General features: G+C 72.5%; 16 protein-coding genes. 10 read left to right on the plus strand and 6 right to left on the minus strand.

Annotated features, from left to right (window positions below; genetic code table 11):
* Positions 1 to 57: 57 nt before the first annotated feature.
* The 3 genes from xylA (at position 58) to EDF27_RS11170 (ending at position 3,782) form a co-directional block, all read left to right on the plus strand.
* Positions 58 to 1,251 carry a xylose isomerase gene (xylA, locus tag EDF27_RS11160; protein ID WP_123654240.1) on the plus strand — a complete coding sequence of 398 codons (1,194 nt, stop codon included), beginning with the start codon at positions 58 to 60 and terminating at the stop codon, positions 1,249 to 1,251.
* A gap of 61 nt (positions 1,252 to 1,312) precedes the next feature.
* Entirely contained in the window at positions 1,313 to 2,776 is a 1,464-nt protein-coding gene (xylB, locus tag EDF27_RS11165) for a xylulokinase (RefSeq protein WP_123703214.1), read from the plus strand.
* Between the two features lie 13 nt (positions 2,777 to 2,789).
* On the plus strand, positions 2,790 to 3,782 hold the full coding sequence (locus tag EDF27_RS11170) for an acetylxylan esterase (protein ID WP_132048821.1): 993 nt from the start codon (positions 2,790 to 2,792) through the stop codon (positions 3,780 to 3,782).
* 3 nt (positions 3,783 to 3,785) lie between these two features.
* Here the strand turns inward: EDF27_RS11170 and EDF27_RS11175 are convergent, their stop codons facing one another.
* A complete protein-coding gene (locus EDF27_RS11175) occupies positions 3,786 to 4,394 on the minus strand; it encodes a DUF308 domain-containing protein (protein WP_123654243.1) in 609 nt (202 codons plus the stop codon).
* Positions 4,395 to 4,530: 136 nt separating this feature from the next.
* On the opposite strand from EDF27_RS11175, the gene EDF27_RS11180 reads away from it, so the two are divergent.
* The 7 genes from EDF27_RS11180 to EDF27_RS11210 all read left to right on the plus strand — a co-directional run bounded on the left by EDF27_RS11180 (position 4,531) and on the right by EDF27_RS11210 (position 11,594).
* A complete protein-coding gene (locus EDF27_RS11180) occupies positions 4,531 to 5,133 on the plus strand; it encodes a DUF308 domain-containing protein (protein ID WP_165931449.1) in 603 nt (200 codons plus the stop codon).
* Complete coding sequence (locus EDF27_RS11185) at positions 5,130 to 6,617, plus strand: basic amino acid/polyamine antiporter (RefSeq protein WP_123654245.1); 1,488 nt, start codon at positions 5,130 to 5,132, stop codon at positions 6,615 to 6,617. The genes EDF27_RS11180 and EDF27_RS11185 overlap by 4 nt, the downstream gene beginning before the upstream one ends.
* A 34-nt stretch (positions 6,618 to 6,651) precedes the next feature.
* On the plus strand, positions 6,652 to 7,932 hold the full coding sequence (locus EDF27_RS11190; protein ID WP_123654246.1) for an arginine deiminase: 1,281 nt from the start codon (positions 6,652 to 6,654) through the stop codon (positions 7,930 to 7,932).
* Positions 7,929 to 9,032 carry a trypsin-like peptidase domain-containing protein gene (locus EDF27_RS11195; protein WP_132048825.1) on the plus strand — a complete coding sequence of 368 codons (1,104 nt, stop codon included), beginning with the start codon at positions 7,929 to 7,931 and terminating at the stop codon, positions 9,030 to 9,032. The genes EDF27_RS11190 and EDF27_RS11195 overlap by 4 nt, the downstream gene beginning before the upstream one ends.
* A 36-nt stretch (positions 9,033 to 9,068) precedes the next feature.
* Entirely contained in the window at positions 9,069 to 9,941 is an 873-nt protein-coding gene (locus tag EDF27_RS11200; RefSeq protein WP_123654248.1) for a universal stress protein, read from the plus strand.
* Positions 9,938 to 10,684, plus strand: a complete 747-nt coding sequence (locus EDF27_RS11205) for a hypothetical protein (RefSeq protein WP_132048827.1) — start codon at positions 9,938 to 9,940, stop codon at positions 10,682 to 10,684. The genes EDF27_RS11200 and EDF27_RS11205 overlap by 4 nt, the downstream gene beginning before the upstream one ends.
* Positions 10,685 to 10,754: 70 nt before the next feature.
* On the plus strand, positions 10,755 to 11,594 hold the full coding sequence (locus tag EDF27_RS11210) for a hypothetical protein (protein ID WP_132048829.1): 840 nt from the start codon (positions 10,755 to 10,757) through the stop codon (positions 11,592 to 11,594).
* 326 nt (positions 11,595 to 11,920) lie between these two features.
* On the opposite strand, the gene EDF27_RS11215 is transcribed toward EDF27_RS11210, so the two are convergent.
* From EDF27_RS11215 to EDF27_RS11235, 5 genes are all read right to left on the minus strand, one after another.
* Complete coding sequence (locus EDF27_RS11215) at positions 11,921 to 12,517, minus strand: hypothetical protein (protein ID WP_165931450.1); 597 nt, start codon at positions 12,515 to 12,517, stop codon at positions 11,921 to 11,923.
* A gap of 5 nt (positions 12,518 to 12,522) precedes the next feature.
* On the minus strand, positions 12,523 to 12,852 hold the full coding sequence (locus EDF27_RS11220; protein WP_123654252.1) for a hypothetical protein: 330 nt from the start codon (positions 12,850 to 12,852) through the stop codon (positions 12,523 to 12,525).
* Between the two features lie 8 nt (positions 12,853 to 12,860).
* A complete protein-coding gene (locus EDF27_RS11225) occupies positions 12,861 to 13,358 on the minus strand; it encodes a hypothetical protein (protein WP_132048835.1) in 498 nt (165 codons plus the stop codon).
* A 101-nt stretch (positions 13,359 to 13,459) separates the two neighbouring features.
* Positions 13,460 to 15,361: an alpha/beta hydrolase gene (locus EDF27_RS11230; RefSeq protein ID WP_132048837.1), complete on the minus strand. Its 1,902-nt coding sequence runs from the start codon at positions 15,359 to 15,361 to the stop codon at positions 13,460 to 13,462.
* Positions 15,358 to 15,690, minus strand: coding sequence for a hypothetical protein (locus EDF27_RS11235; RefSeq protein WP_123703231.1), 333 nt, complete (start codon positions 15,688 to 15,690; stop codon positions 15,358 to 15,360). Before EDF27_RS11235 ends, EDF27_RS11230 begins: the two co-directional genes overlap by 4 nt.
* Positions 15,691 to 15,719 lie beyond the last annotated feature (29 nt).

A 15,719-nucleotide genomic window follows, 5' to 3' on the forward strand; every position in this document is an offset into this window, starting at 1 on the left:
CCTAACGCTTATGTTGGGCGCGGCAACATTTTGTTTCGACGACGAACGGTGACCATCATGGCAACGACGCCCACCCGTGCAGACAAGTTCTCCTTCGGTCTCTGGACCATCGGCTACAACGGCTCCGACCCCTTCGGCGGCCCCACCCGCCCGCAGCTCGACGTGGTCGAGGCGGTCGAGAAGCTCGACGAGCTCGGTGCCTACGGCCTGACCTTCCACGACGACGACCTCTTCGCGTTCGGCTCGACCGACGCCGAGCGTCAGACCCAGATCGACCGCCTCAAGGGCGCGCTCGAGGCCACCGGGATCATCGTGCCGATGGTCACCACGAACCTCTTCTCCGCCCCGGTCTTCAAGGACGGCGGCTTCACGTCCAACGACCGGCAGGTCCGCCGCTTCGCGCTCCGCAAGGTGCTCCGCAACGTCGACCTCGCCGCCGAGCTCGGCGCGAAGACCTTCGTGATGTGGGGTGGCCGCGAGGGCGCCGAGTACGACAGCGCCAAGGACGTGCAGGCCGCCCTCTCCCGCTACAAGGAGTCCGTCGACCTGCTCGCGCAGTACGTCACCGACAAGGGCTACGACATCCGCTTCGCCATCGAGCCGAAGCCGAACGAGCCCCGCGGCGACATCCTCCTGCCGACCCTCGGGCACGCGATCGCGTTCATCGACACCCTCGAGCGTCCGGAGCTGTTCGGCGTGAACCCCGAGGTCGGCCACGAGCAGATGGCGGGGCTGAACTTCACGGCCGGCATCGCCCAGGCGCTCTACTCCGGCAAGCTCTTCCACATCGACCTCAACGGCCAGCGCGGCATCAAGTACGACCAGGACCTGGTGTTCGGCCACGGCGACCTGCAGAACGCGTTCTCCCTCGTCGACCTGCTCGAGCACGGCTCCCCGCAGGGCGGTGTCGCCTACGACGGCCCCCGCCACTTCGACTACAAGCCGTCCCGCACCGAGGACATCTCCGGTGTCTGGGACTCCGCCGCGGCGAACATGCGCATGTACCTGCTCCTCAAGGAGCGTGCGCAGGCGTTCCGCGCCGACCCCGAGGTCCAGGCGGCCCTCTCCGCGGCCAAGGTCGACGAGCTGTCCACGCCGACGCTGAACGACGGCGAGTCCTACGACGCGTTCCTGGCCGACCGCTCCGCGTTCGAGGACTTCGACGCCGACGCCTACTTCGGCGGCAAGGGCTTCGGCTTCGTCCGGCTGCAGCAGCTGGCCGTCGAGCACCTCATGGGCGCGCGGAATTGAGAGCGGACGCGCCAGCGGCCGCATTCCGCGCGCCGAGGCGGCCTACCGCCGAGGAGAGCTGATGACACTGGTGGCAGGGGTCGACTCGTCGACCCAGTCCTGCAAGGTCACGATCCGTGACGCCGACACCGGAGCCGTGGTCCGCGACGGGCGCGCGTCCCACCCGGACGGCACCTCGGTCGACCCCCGCCACTGGTGGGACGCCCTCGGCGCCGCCGTGGCGGACGCCGGTGGGCTCGACGACGTGGCGGGCATCGCGATCGCCGGCCAGCAGCACGGCATGGTCGTGCTCGACGCCGACGGACGCGTCGTCCGCGACGCGCTCCTCTGGAACGACGTCCGCAGCGCGGACGCGGCCGCGCAGATGGTCGAGGAACTCGGACGGGAGGCATGGGTCACCCGGACGGGTCTGGTCCCGGTGGCGTCGTTCACCGGGACGAAGCTGCGGTGGCTCCGCGACGCCGAGCCGGAGAACGCACGCCGGGTGGCGGCCGTGGCACTCCCCCACGACTGGCTGTCCTGGCGGCTGCGCGGGTTCGGCCCCGCGGGCGAGAGCCCGCTCGGACCCGACCTCGACGCGCTCGCGACCGACGGCTCGGACGCCAGTGGTACGGCGTACTGGGACCCGGCGCGCCGGGACTACGACCCGGCGCTGTTCGAGCTCGCGTTCGGGCGACGGATGCGCACGGCGACGACGGGCGACGAGGACGCCGTCGTGGTCCCCCGCGTCGTCGCACCGGACGAGGCGATGGGCACGCTGTCGGCGGACGTGACACTCCCCGGCGGCGCGGTCGCCCGCGCCGGGCTCGTCATCGGGGCCGGCACCGGCGACAACGCCGGAGCCGCGCTCGGCCTCGGACTCGCCGCAGGCGACGTCGCGGTGTCCCTCGGGACCAGCGGGACCGTCTTCGGCGTGACCGACACCGGGCTCGCCGACCCGAGCGGGACCGTGGCGGGCTTCGCCGACGGAACCGGGTCGCGCCTCCCGATCGTCACGACACTCAACGCGGCCCGCGTGCTCGAGGTGATCGGCGGCCTGCTCGGCGTCGACCACGGCGAGCTCGGGCGCCTCGCGCTCGAGGCGCCGACCGGTGCCGACGGTCTCGTGCTCGTGCCGTACTTCGTCGGCGAGCGCACGCCGAACCGACCGGACGCGACCGCGTCCCTGCTCGGCATGACGCCGGCGACGACCGACCGGGAGCACCTGGCCCGGGCTGCGTTCGAGGGCATGCTCTGCGCGCTCGCGGACGGCCTCGCCGCCGTCGAGGCGTCCGGCGTCCGAGTCGAACGGCTGCTGCTCATCGGCGGCGCCGCGCGGAACGAGGCGGTCCGCACGATCGCCGCGCAGGTGTTCGGCCGCGACGTGCACCTGCCGGAACCCGGCGAGTACGTCGCCGCCGGGGCGGCGCGTCAGGCAGCATGGGCACTGACCGGGTCACTGCCGACGTGGGAGGTCGCCACGACGACGGTCCCCGCCGACCCGCACCCCGAGGTGCTCGAGCGCTACCGCGCCGCCGTCCGCTGAGGAGGACCCCACGATGCCGCTGACCGACCTGCCCCTCGACGAGCTCCGCACCCACCGGCCGGAGGTCCGCTGTCCGGACGACTTCGACGCGTTCTGGGCGGACACGATCGCGTCGGCTCGGGCGGCGGCGGAACGTGCCGGTGCCGTGCCGGTCCTGACGCCGGCGGTGACGCCGGTGACCGCGCTCACCGTGGAGGACCTCGTCTTCCCCGGCTTCGCCGCCGACCCCGTCCGCGCCTGGGTGACCAGGCCGGCCGGGGCGGGCGACGAGCCGCTGCCGGCCGTCGTCGAGTTCCTCGGGTACAACGGCGGACGGGCCCTCCCCGGCGAGCGCGTCGCCTGGGCCCTCGCCGGGTACGTGCACGTCGTGATGGACACCCGCGGCCAGGGCAGCGGCTGGGGCGGCGGCGAGACCCCGGACCCGCACGGCTCCGGCCCGCACATCGGCGGGTGGATGACGCGCGGGATCGAGGACCCGGCCGACCACTACTACCGGCGCGTGTACACCGACGCGGTGCGGTTGGTCGACGCCGTCCGGACCCTGCCCGGTGTCGACCCGGCGCGGATCGCGCTGACCGGCGGGAGCCAGGGCGGCGGGACCACGATCGCGGCGGCGGCACTCGTGGAGGCGCACGTCGGGCCGGTCACCGCGGTGATGCCGGACGTCGCGTTCCTCTGCGACTGGGAGCACGGGGCACTCGTCGCGACGAGCGACCCGTACCAGGAACTCGTCCGCTACCTCGCCGTGCACCGGGACGCGGCCGAGACGGTGTGGACCACGGCGTCGTACCTCGACGGCGTGAACTTCGCGGCCCGGATCACGGCGCCGGCGCTGTTCTCCGTCGCGCTCATGGACGACGTGGTGCCGCCGCGGACCACCTTCGCGGCGTACAACGCCCTCGCGTCGACCGACAAGCACATCGAGGTCTACCCGTACAACGGTCACGAGGGCGGCGGCTTCCGGCAGTGGGAGCGGCAGGCGGCCTTCCTGGCGGCTCGTCCCTGACGCTCACCGAGGACGTCCCGGTGCGCTGCGGGTCTCGTAGCGCGCCGGCACCCAGGTGAGGACACCCTCGAAGAGCTGGGCGGCGGAGAACAGCACGAGGAAGACGGCGCTGGACGCGGTCGACGCACGTACCCCGATCACCGGGTACAGGAGCAGCGCGACGGCGATGCAGACGCACAGGACCGCGGCGACCAGGGACAGGGAACGCGCGGACGAGAAGGTCGACCCGGTGAGCACCACGCCGGCCTCGAGGACCCAGGCGATCGCGATCACGACCACCCAGGCGCTGAGCTCCCCCGGCGGGTGCACGACCGCGGCCACGCCCGCGACCAGGACGAACGTCCCGAGGACGCCGTGCACGACGCGCCGGGGCATCGCCATGCCGTCGCCCGCACCGGCCCGACCGATGCGCAGGAGTCCCGCCATCACCATGTACGAGCCGAGGAGGTGCACCTCCGCGTCGATCGCGGCGGGGGGCCGGGTGAGGACGAGGACCGCCACGATGAACCCGACCACGCCGAGGACCACGAGCACGGCGCCCTGCCGTGCTCGCCGCGCCGCCGGGCGGGGACGCTGACCCGACCAGTCGGCCGGCACCGGTTGCTCTGTCATGGCCGCGACCCTGCCCCCGATCGGCGTCACCGGATTCACCCGCAACGGATGAACCCGCCCGGCCCGAGCGGATGTAGTCCTGTCATCGGCGCGGCACGGATCACGACGACCATCGCGCGGAAGGGCAGTGGGGATCGTGAGTGGTGCAGGCGCGGGTGCAGGGGCAGGGGCGCCGGGGCAGGAGCCCGTCGTCGTCCCGGACGACGCGGCGGAACGGCGACTGCGCATCGCGCTCGCCGTCGTCGGCGTGGTCGCGGTCCTCGCCGGCGTCACCGCCCTGGTCCTCCCGCACGCGACGGTGGTCGCGGTCGTCTGGGTGTTCGGCATCCACCTGGTGGTGTCCGGCGGAGCGATGCTCGTGCGCGCGGTCGCCGTCGGCGGGTCGTCCGGATGGCGGCGGATCGCGCTCGTGGTCGTCGGCCTGCTCGTCGTCGCCGGCGGGGTCATCGCGATCCTGCACCCGCCGGTCGGGATCCGCGTCCTCGTGCTGGTGACCGGGTTCGCCTGGGCGTTGGAGGGCATCGCGCTCCTGTACGCCCCCGGCGGCGGCCACCGCGGCCTGACCATCACGGCGGCGGTCCTCAGCGTCCTCGGCGGAGTGCTCCTGATCAACGTGCCGGCACTCGGCACGGTGTTCGCCGTCGCCGCCGTCAGCTGCGTGCTCGTCGTCTTCGGCGTCGTCCAGCTGGTCGTGGTCGCGACCTGGTCGGGCGCCTCCGAGGAGGTCGACCTGCCATGACGGTCCAGGAGCAGGAGGCACCGAGCACGCAGGGCGACAAGTCGCTCTCCGTCCTCGCGTTGGCGGCGATGGTCGTCGGTTCGATGGTGGGTGCCGGCGTGTTCTCGCTCCCCCGGAACTTCGCGTCCGGAGCCGGCGTCGTCGCGACGGTGATCGCGTGGATCGTGGCGGGCGTCGGGATGCTGATGCTCGTCTTCGTCTTCCAGGCACTCTCGACGCACCGGCCGGACCTCGACGCCGGCATCTTCGCCTACGCCAAGGCGGGGTTCGGCAACTACATCGGCTTCTTCTCCGCGTTCGGCTACTGGGCGAGCGCCTGCGTCGGCAACGTCACCTACTGGGTCCTCATCGGCTCGACCCTCGGCTCGGTGCTGCCCGCCTTCGGGGAGGGCGACACGCTCCTCTCCGTCGTCGTCACCTCGGCGATGCTCTGGGCGTTCCACCTGTTCGTCCTCCGCGGCACGAAGAACGCGGCGGTCCTCAACACCGTCGTCACCATCGCGAAGCTCGTCCCGATCCTGCTGTTCGTCATCGTCGGGGCGATCGTCGGCACGCACTGGGAGACGTTCCGGCTGAACCTCTGGGGCGGCGCGGAGCCGAGCGCCGGGGAGCTGTTCTCGCAGGTGCGGTCGACGATGCTCGTCACGGTCTTCGTGTTCCTCGGTGTCGAGGGAGCGACCGTCTACTCCCGGTACGCGCGCCGGCGCGAGGACATCGGCCGCGCCACCATCAGCGGCTTCCTCGGGGTCCTCGCCGTCTTCGCCCTCGTCACCCTCGTGTCGTTCGCCGCGCTCCCCGCCGCCGAGCTGAGCGGTCTGCGCCAGCCCTCGATGGCCGGCGTGTTCGGCGCGATCGTCGGGACCTGGGGCACGGTCCTCATCAACGTGGGGCTGGTCGTCTCGGTGCTCGGTGCGTACCTGGCCTGGACGCTGATGTCGAGCGAGGTGCTGTACCAGGCGGCGCGACAGGAGGACGCCCCGCGGTTCCTGACCAAGGTCAACCGGCACGGCACGCCCTGGATGGCGCTGGCCTTCACGAGCGGGCTCATCCAGGTGTTCCTCGTCATCACGATGTTCTCCGACGACGCGCTCACGTCGATGCTCGAGCTCTGCAGTTCCCTGTCGCTGATCCCGTACTTCCTCACTGCCCTGTACGCGGTGCAGTACGGCATCCCGCGGTGGTCGCGGCGCGCGCACCGTGACGTCGACCCGGCCCTCGTGCCGAGCGGTGGGCTGTCACGTCGACAACTCGTCGCGGCCTTCGTCGCGGTCGTGTACACGGTGTTCCTCGTCATCGCGGCCGGCCCCCAGTACCTGCTGCTGTCGTTCCTGATCTACGCCCCGGCGACGGTGCTCTACGTCATCGCCCGACGGGAGCGCACGCTCCGGGTGTTCACCGGCCCGGAGGTGGTCCTCTGCGTCGTCGCGGTCGCGGGCGCCGTCGTCGCCGTCATCGGGCTCGTCACCGGTTTCATCACGCTCTAGTCACCGCATGCACCACGCTCCAGGAGGAGGCACCATGGACAGCGAAGCCACCACGCTCGACGACCAGGAGACCGGGTCCGGACCACGGTTCGGCGCCTACTCCGAGGTCGGCACGCTCCGCCGGGTCCTGGTCTGCGAACCCGGACTGGCGCACCGGCGCCTCACACCGAGCAACAACGACGCGCTCCTGTTCGACGACGTCCTCTGGGTCGAGAACGCGCAGGACGACCACCGCGACTTCGTCAGGAGCCTGCGGTCGCGTGACGTCGAGGTGTTCGAACTCCACCAGGTGCTCGCGGAGACGCTCGCCGTCCCCGGCGCCCGCGACTGGTTGCTCGAGCGGAAGATCACGCCGAACGAGGTCGGCCCGCTCCTCGTCGACGCGACGCTGGAGCACCTCGGCGGGTACACCGACCGCGAGCTCGCGGACGTGCTGATCGGCGGCCTGAACGTCGAGGACCTCGACCCCGAGGGGCGCCCGGACCACCTCCGGCTGCACGGGGACGCCTCGGCCGCCGACTACCTCATGCCGCCCCTGCCGAACATGCTCTACACCAGGGACACCACCTGTTGGATCAACGGGGTGTTCACGCTGAACCCGCTGTACTGGCCGGCACGCCACGACGAGACCCTGCTCATGAAGGCCGTGTACACGTTCCACCCCGAGTTCGCCCCGGCGCTCGACCGGCACGTCTGGGGCGACCCGGACGAGGACTGGGGCCTGGCGACCATCGAGGGCGGTGACGTCCTGCCGGTCGGCAACGGTGTCGTCCTCATCGGGATGAGCGAGCGCACCTCGCGGCAGGCGATCACGCAGGTCGCGTCGGCGCTCTTCGCGCGCGGCGAGGCGGAGCGGGTGATCGTCGCGGGGATGCCGAAGCTCCGGGCGGCGATGCACCTCGACACCGTGCTCACCTTCGCCGACCGGGACGTGGTCACCGTCTACCGCGCCATCGTCGACCACATCCACCCGTTCACGCTGCGACCGGGGCCGGACGGCGGGGTGCACGTCACCGACGAGACCGCGCCGTTCCTCGACGTCGTCGCCGCGGCACTCGGCGTCGACGGGCTCCGGGTCGTGGACACCGGCGGCGACGAGTACGCCGCGGAACGCCAGCAGTGGGACAGCGCCAACAACGTCGTCGCCGTGGAGCCCGGCGTCGTGTACGCCTACGACCGGAACACCCTCACCAACGACCTGCTGGGCGGCGCCGGCATCGAGGTCCTGACGATCCGGGGTGCCGAACTCGGCCGGGGGCGCGGCGGCGGGCACTGCATGACCTGTCCGCTGCTGCGCGACCCGCTGCCCGCATGACCGGCGCACCGGGGTCGACCACCCGGCCGACGACCCGACAGGTCCTGGTGTTCACCGGGGTGGTCTGCGCGCTCGTCGGGATCGGCGTGGCAGCCGGGGCCGTCGGGGGCCACGCGGGCGACCGGGCGACGACGGCCGCCGCACTCCCCGCTGGCACCGGCACGTGCGACGCCGCGCAGGTCGCCCGTCACGTGCTGCCGAGCATGGTCACGATCCGCGTCGGGTCGGCGTCCGGCGAGGGCTCCGGCAGCGGCGAGGTCATCGACGCGTCCGGCATCGTCCTCACGAACGACCACGTCATCGCGGCGGCCGACGGCGACACCGTCTCGCTCGAACTCGACGACGGCACGGAACTGTCGGCGACGATCATCGGCCGCGACCCGCGCACCGACCTCGCCGTCCTCCGCGCCGACACCGACCGCGCGCTCACGCCGCTCGGCTGGGGCGACTCCGACGACCTCGTCGTCGGCGAGCCCGTCGTCGCACTCGGCGCACCGCTCGGGCTGACCGGCACCGTCACGACCGGCATCGTCAGCGCGCTCGGCCGGAGCGTGCCCGTCCCGACCGGGGACGGCAGCGGCACGACCGTCCTCACCGGCGCCGTGCAGACCGACGCCGCGATCAACCCCGGCAACTCCGGCGGCGCCCTCGTCGACTGCCGCGGACGGCTCGTCGGGATCAACACCGCGATCGCCACCGTGCCGAGCGCCAGCGGCGTCAGCAGCGGCAGCGTCGGGATCGGGTTCGCCGTCCCCGCCGCCGTCGCACGGCCGATCGCCGCGGCGCTCCGTGCCGACGGCCGCGTCGCACACCCGACGCTCGGCGTCCGGACGGTCCCCGTCGTGGTCCGGCACCGCGACGACACCACCGCGGTCGGGCTCCAGCTCACCGCCGTGGCCGACGACGGCCCCGCCGCAGCGGCCGGCCTCCGTCCCGGCGACGTGGTCACCGCGATCGGCGGCGTCGACACCCTCCACCCGGACACGGTCGCCCACCTCGAGGCGACCCGTGACGCCGGCGACGACCTCCGCGTCACGGTCGTCCGCGACGGCGACGAGCACGTGGTCACCGCGACCCTGGTCGCGGCCGCGACGTCCTGAACACCACACACGACAGAGAGAGGACCACTGGTCACGATGGACACGGATCGGTTCGGGAAGATCGTCGTCGGCTTCGACGGCTCGGAGGAGTCCACCGCTGCACTCCTGGCAGCGCTCACGCTGGCGGACGGCCTCGACGCGCAGGTCGACGTCGTCACGTCGTGGCGATGGCCGGTGACCTGGAGCAGCCTCCCCGTCGGGAGCTCGTGGTCACCGCTCCACGACGCCGAGGAGATCCGGCAGCAGGCGACGGAGCTGCTCGAGAACACCGGGCCGCACCGTGCGGAGGTGATGACCCGCGAAGCCGAGGGGAGCGCCGCCGACGTGCTGCTCTCCGCCGCGGTCGGCGCCGCGCTCCTCGTCGTCGGCAGTCGCGGGCGCGGCGGGTTCCGCGGACTCCTCCTCGGCTCCGTCAGCACCGCGTGCATGCAGCACGCGCCGTGCCCGGTCCTCATCCACCGCGGGGTGGAGCACCCCGAGGCAACCGGTGTCCCCACCATCGTCGTCGGGGTCGACGGATCGCACGAGTCCGGGCAGGCGCTCCGGTTCGCCGTGACCACGGCACGCCGGCTCGGCCACCGGGTCCGGGTGATCACCACGTGGCAGTGGCCGAAGGCGCTCAACCGGGACGAAGCCCCCTTCGACCACTGGTCCCCGGAACGCGATGCCCGGGCGACGGCGTCGTCCGCACTCGACGCCGCCGAGGACCTCATCGACGACGACGTGGAGGTCACGAGCGACCTCGTCGAGGGGTCCCCCGCCGAGGTCCTCATCGACGCCAGCCGGGACGCAGCACTCCTCGTCCTCGGCAACCGTGGGCTCGGCGGGTTCCGCGGGCTCCTCGTCGGATCGGTCAGCCAGGAGTGCGCCCAGCACGCGCACTGCCCGGTCGTCGTACACCGCTCATGACCGGCCGAACCCGGGGCCGCGTCGGTGCCCGGCTCCTCTGTTCCCTCGCCGTGCTGACGTGCGTGGTCGCGACGGTGGGCGGCTGCGACCGGGCGCGGCCGGACGCGGACACGCCACGGGAGGCCGTGCAGGGCACGTGGGTCCTCGACCACGACGTCGACGCACCGGAGGTCCCGTTCGTCACCTTCGCGAAGGACCGGTCGTGGAGCGCGTCGGACGGCTGCGACCGCGTGTACGGGACGTGGCGGATCACCGCCGCCAACCGCCTGACCGTCGTCACCGGCCCGCACGCCGAACTGTCCTGCGCCGGCGCGGAGATGGTCGACGCGGTGCTCGCCGCCGACACCGCCCGGGTGCCCCGCGCGACCGAACGGCTGCAGCTCCGGGGCGGTGGGTCGACGCTCGCGCTCGATCCGTCGACCGACCCGGACGTCGGCGGCCAGGGCCGGCCGATCGGCTACTGGGTGCACGACCACTCGGCGGGGTCGCCGTACCTCTCGCTGCGGGCCGACGACTCGTACCGGCTGTCCGACGGGTGCGGCACCAGCACGGGTACGTGGAAGTTCTCCACCACCGAGCAGGTCCGGCTGTACCCGACCGACACCGCCAGCAGCACCACGTGCCAGGACGGCGACGACCCCGGGGTGGGTGCCAGCACCCGCGGCAGGGTCTCCGGGAGCACGATGACGCTGAGCACCACGGACGGCGCGACGACGGGCACGCTCCACCGATTCGAGCGATGACCGCGACGAGCGGGTTTCTTGCGGGTTCCCGTCTGCCGTCCGCAGCGTGCTCCGCGCTAGTGTCCGGACCATGGGATACCCGAAGTCCCCTGCGCAACGTCGCGCAGGCACCGTCCTCTCCCGGCTCACCACCGGCGCCCGTTCCGTGACCGCGCGACAGCTCGGCCGGCTCCCCCACGTCGCAGCACGGACACTCGTGCGGCTCGCCAGCGGCTCCGAGACCCGTCGGATGCTGAACCAGGAGCTGCTCGGCGTCGGCCCGGCCACCCCGGCCGACGTGCTCGGCAACTACCTCCGCGGGTACGTGCCCCTCGGCCTCGAAGAGCGCCCCGACGACGTGGTGTGGTCGCTCGTCCAGCCGCGCGCCGTGATCGACGCCGAGAGCGTGCACGTGCCGGACCGGGTGCGCCGCTACAGCCGGAACAGTGACCTGACGATCGACCTCCGCGCACCGTTCGACCCGGTGATCGCCGGGTGCGCCGAGCGCGAGTCGACCTGGATCACCCCGGCGGTGGTCGCGGCCTGGCAGGAACTCGACCGCGCCGGACACGTCCGCGCGTGCGCCGCGTACCGCGACGGCGAGCTGCTCGCGGGGCTCTGGGGCATGGAACTCGGCTCGACGTTCAGCATCATGAGCATCTTCCACCGGGAGAGCCGAGCGGGGACCGTCCTCCTCGCCCGCGTGATGGGCGAGCTCGGCGCCGGCGTCGACATGATCGACTGCGGGTTCATCACCGAGCACATGCCCCGGTTCGGCGCGCACGAGATCCCGCTCGACGAGTTCCAGCGCCGCGCCGTGGACGGGCTCGTGGCGTCGGTCACCGCACCGCAGTCGGAGCCGACGCCGGGGTCGGAGCCGACACCGGACTCGACGCGACCGGCACCGGCGCCACGGATGGCGCAGGTCTAGCCAGTCCTCGGAGTCGACGCCCGGACGCCTGCTCGTTCCACTCGGTCGACGCCCGGGCGGTCCGGCATCGATGCGGACCCCCGTGCCCCGCCGTCCGGTCGCAGCGCCACCGGTCGAAGGCGCTCCGGCAGCGCGAGCCGGTCGTCGGCTGTTCGTCGTTCGGAGTGTCCTGCACGTTGAGAAGACGTACCGAGGAGCGGGATCGTCACGCTCTCCAGCAGAATGCGTCCGCGCCGCGGCACGGCACGGCACGGCACGGCAAAAGCGACATCACCCCGGACGATGCGCCGCGCGTTCACCTGCGCGGTGTCGCTTTCACCGGCCGCTCAGCCCGTCGTCGCCGCCGACGGTGACGCTGAGGGCGAGGCTGTCCCGGGGATGTCCGGCGACGTGTTCGTGTGGCGTTCCCCGTACTTCTCCCGGTTGAGCGCGTCTGCGTCGCCGGGAGCGCACGGCGTCTGCATCTCGACTGTGCTCCCGTACTCCGTCGTGCCGAACTCGATGAAGAAGCCGTCGTCGAACGTTCCCGCACTCGGGTACCGCAGCTGGGTGCCGGGGGCATCGCCGCCGATGTGGGTACGCACGGGTTCGTACCCGGCGCTCCGCCACAACCGCTCGATCCGGTCAACGGTGTCCGCACGCGTGTGCTTGTCGGTCCCCGGGCCGAGGCGGGTGATCCCCCATCGCGCTCCGTCGGCCCCGCAGGCTTCCGCTGCTGAGTCGGACGCGAGCCAGGACCCGCCCACCGCATCCTGGGTCGACTCCGCGAGGGCGTTCCCCGCGGTCCAGGCGATCTCAGCAGATCCCACGCCAGCGGTCTTCGCGTCGGCCATCGTCGGCTCCGTTCCCGAACCCGAACAGCCGTCAATGAGCAGCGCGAAGGCGATCGCGCTGACGACTGCCAGGTTGCGGAGGTGCTGCACAGCGGTCAGACCGAGGCTGCCCAGAACAGGAGCGCTCCGTAGAGGGCGGCCACCTGCAGGACGTACGCCCCGGCGGCCACGATCCCGACGATGCCGATCACGCGCGCTGCCGGCCGTGGTCCGGAGACACGCCGCAGCGCGACCGACACCCAGATGAGCAGGACGAGGAGCACGACGGCGCTCACGACGAAGCCCCAACCCTGCTCGAGCATGCGCTGCTCCGCGCTGAACGCCACGACGCTGAGCGCGATCGCTGCCAGACCGGGGCCGACGATCCACCAGCTCCGGCCGCGTTCATCGGTCCCGTCCCCCTGCGCGTACCCGTCCGTGGGCATCCGCGAGCTCACGAGGTGCTCTCCGCCGACGGTGCCGCCGTCCCGGGGATGTCCGGTGGGGTGTTCGTGTGGCGTTCCCCGTACTTCTCCCGGTTGAGCGCGTTCGCGTCCCCCGGCGTGCACGGCGTCTGCAGCTGCAGCGTGCTCGCGTGTTCCGTGATGCCGAACTCGATGAAGAACCCGTCGGCGAGTGTGTTCCCGGCGGGGTACCGGAGCTGCTTTCCGGGGGCGTCCCCGGTGATGTCCGAACGGACGGGATCCCATCCCTTTGCGCGCCATTGGGTCTCCATGCGGTCGAGCGCGACGTCACGGGCATCCGTGTCGGTGCTCGGGCCGAACCGCGCGATCACCCACTGGGCCCCGTTGGCGCCGCAAGATCGAGCCGCAGTGTCGGCCGAGAGCCAATCACCCCCGATGAGCGCCTGGGTCGCTTCCGCCTCGGCGTTCATCCGGTCCCACTCGCGCTTGGCGCCCGCTGAGTCCGTCCCTGATGCAGTCGATGTCATTGCTGGCTCCTTCGGCGAGGTGTCGGTTGCGCAGCCCGCGACGACGAGGCCGAACGCCAGAACCGGGATGATGACCGTGGTTGGTCGGCGGCGTCGGTCGGTCAAGGGATCCTCGTTCCGGTCGGGGTGTACCCGAGGCTCGTGTAGCCGGTGTTCCTGAGCGGCGACGTCCCCGCATCCAGGTACCCGTACTCGGTCACGGGCTGGCTCCGGAGCCGCGCTTCGGTCGCGGGCGTCGCCCCGTGGTCATCAGTGCCAGGGTAACGGTGCCCGTCGATGGTCTCGGTGTTCGACGAGAACGTCCGGGCGCCCCAGCTCGGGTCGCCCGGGTTGAGCCGATGTGCGCTGTGCAGGGCGAGCACCTGACCACGGTTCGCGGTGAAGGGGTTCCCGGTGTTGATGGGTTGGTCGCCACCGAACGCCGGACGAGCTACTTCCACGTCGCCTCGGCCGATGTTCGCGATGTAGTCCTCCTTGCCCTGGGACGCCCACACGTGGCCCCGCGGGACCTCGACCGCGTGAACGTCGGGCACGCGCGGGTCGACCCCGGCGGAAGCGAGGAGGGTGAGGTTCGCGACCGGCGTCTTGGCGACCGCGAGCGTGGCGGTCGTGGTGCCGTACGAGTGCGCCACGACGGAGAGGTGCGAGCCACCCGACCAGGAGCGGGCGCCGGAGACGCCCTCGAGGAAACCGCTGAGGTTCCGGGCTCCGGCCTCGGCCTTCGCGGACGCGAGGACCTCGGCGCTCGGCGGCATGTCGGGGGTGTCGTAGCCGATCCACGCGACGGTCGCCATCTCCTGACGCACGCCGATCTGGTCCGCCGCGAAGCGCTGCGCCAGCGAGAGGTTCTCGGCGGCACCGGCCCAGGCACGCATGCTGCCCGCCACCGTGTTCCCCATCCCCGGCACGTCCACCGTCACGTTGCTCGCGGTGTCGAGGTCACCCACCGCGACGGCAGCGAGCGGCGGCTCACCGAGCGTCAGCGCGACGATCGTCCGGGGTGCCGCCGGCGTGCTGGCGAGGAGCGTCTCGTCGAGGGCCTCGAGCGCGCCGATGTGGTCTGCGAGCCGCCGGTACTCCGCACCCTCGGCCGCACTGAGGGGCTCCCCACGGCTGATCCTCGCGGTGAGCGTGTCGTACCGGTCACGGGCCTTCGGCAGCTCGACGTCGAGGGTGTGCTGGTTCGCACGGCCACGATCGGCGTACCGCACGCCGTTGAGGTTGCCGACGACCGCGGAGAGCCCGGTGACGAGCGCGGTGCGCTCATCGGCTCCGAGACCCGTCCACCACGCCTTCACCGAGCCGGTGCTCGGCGGGTGGTCGAGCATCCGCTGCGCTTCACCCGGGTGGTCCGCAGCCCATCGGGCGAGCGCGTCCGGCCCCTTCGCGGCGAGGGCGGCGAGCATCGGGAGACGGGCGGCGTCCTGGAACGCCCGAGACGCGGCAGCGAAGTCGACCTGGGTGAGCACCGCCGGCAGGGTGTTCCCGCTGAGCTCCGGCAGCACCAGCGGTCCGCCCCCGATCTGTCCGCGGATCGCCTGCCCGAGGTCGTCCTGCGCGCTCCGCCACCGGGTGTTGAGCCGTCCGGCTCGTCCACGGAGGTCGTCGTTCAGCGCGCGGTACTCCTCGGGCACCGCGTCGTCGCCGTCGGACGCGGCGACCTTCGCGCGGAGTTCGTCGATGTCCGCGAGCAGCGCGCGCCTGGTCCGCCGCACCCCGCTGAGTTCCTCGGCGAAGACGTCGAGCGCGGAGGCCACCGCGGCCCCCGCCGCTCCGAGTGCGTCCGCCTTCTCGGTGGCGCCGTGCATCGCGTCCGGCAGGGGGTCCGTCGCGCCCGGCGACGACAGCACCCCGCCGATGCCGTGCCATCCGTCGCGAACCGCGCCGGCGCTTCGCTGCACCTGCGCGGTCGCGGTACGGAGTGCGCTCGCGCCGTCGCTGACCGGCCCCGCCGTCGGGGTGACGGTCGGCAGCGCGGACTCGTCGATCAGTCCGGCCTTCATCGGGGCACCCCTCGGGAACCGGCGCGGGGTGCGGCAGCGGTCGCCGTGTCGGCCATCGTCACGTCGGCCTCGGCGAAGGCGGCCATCACACCGGTGGCAGCGGCGATGCCCCGCTCGACGGTCCGGACGGCCGCCGTCGCGTCGCCCTGTCGTGCGCTGACGAACGCCTGTGCAGCGCCCACCGGATCGCTGCCGGTCAGCGCGGCGACCACGTCCCGGAGCGCTCCCTCGACGTCGATCGCCGCGCGCTGCATCCTCGTCCCTGCCGCCGCGGCATCGTCGATCTTCGACTGCGCCCCCGCGACGTCGACCTTCCACCCCTGACCCATGGGCCCCCGTCCGTCCCGGCAAGCGTAGC

Source organism: Curtobacterium sp. PhB136 (assembly GCF_004346855.1).
GTDB lineage: Bacteria > Actinomycetota > Actinomycetes > Actinomycetales > Microbacteriaceae > Curtobacterium.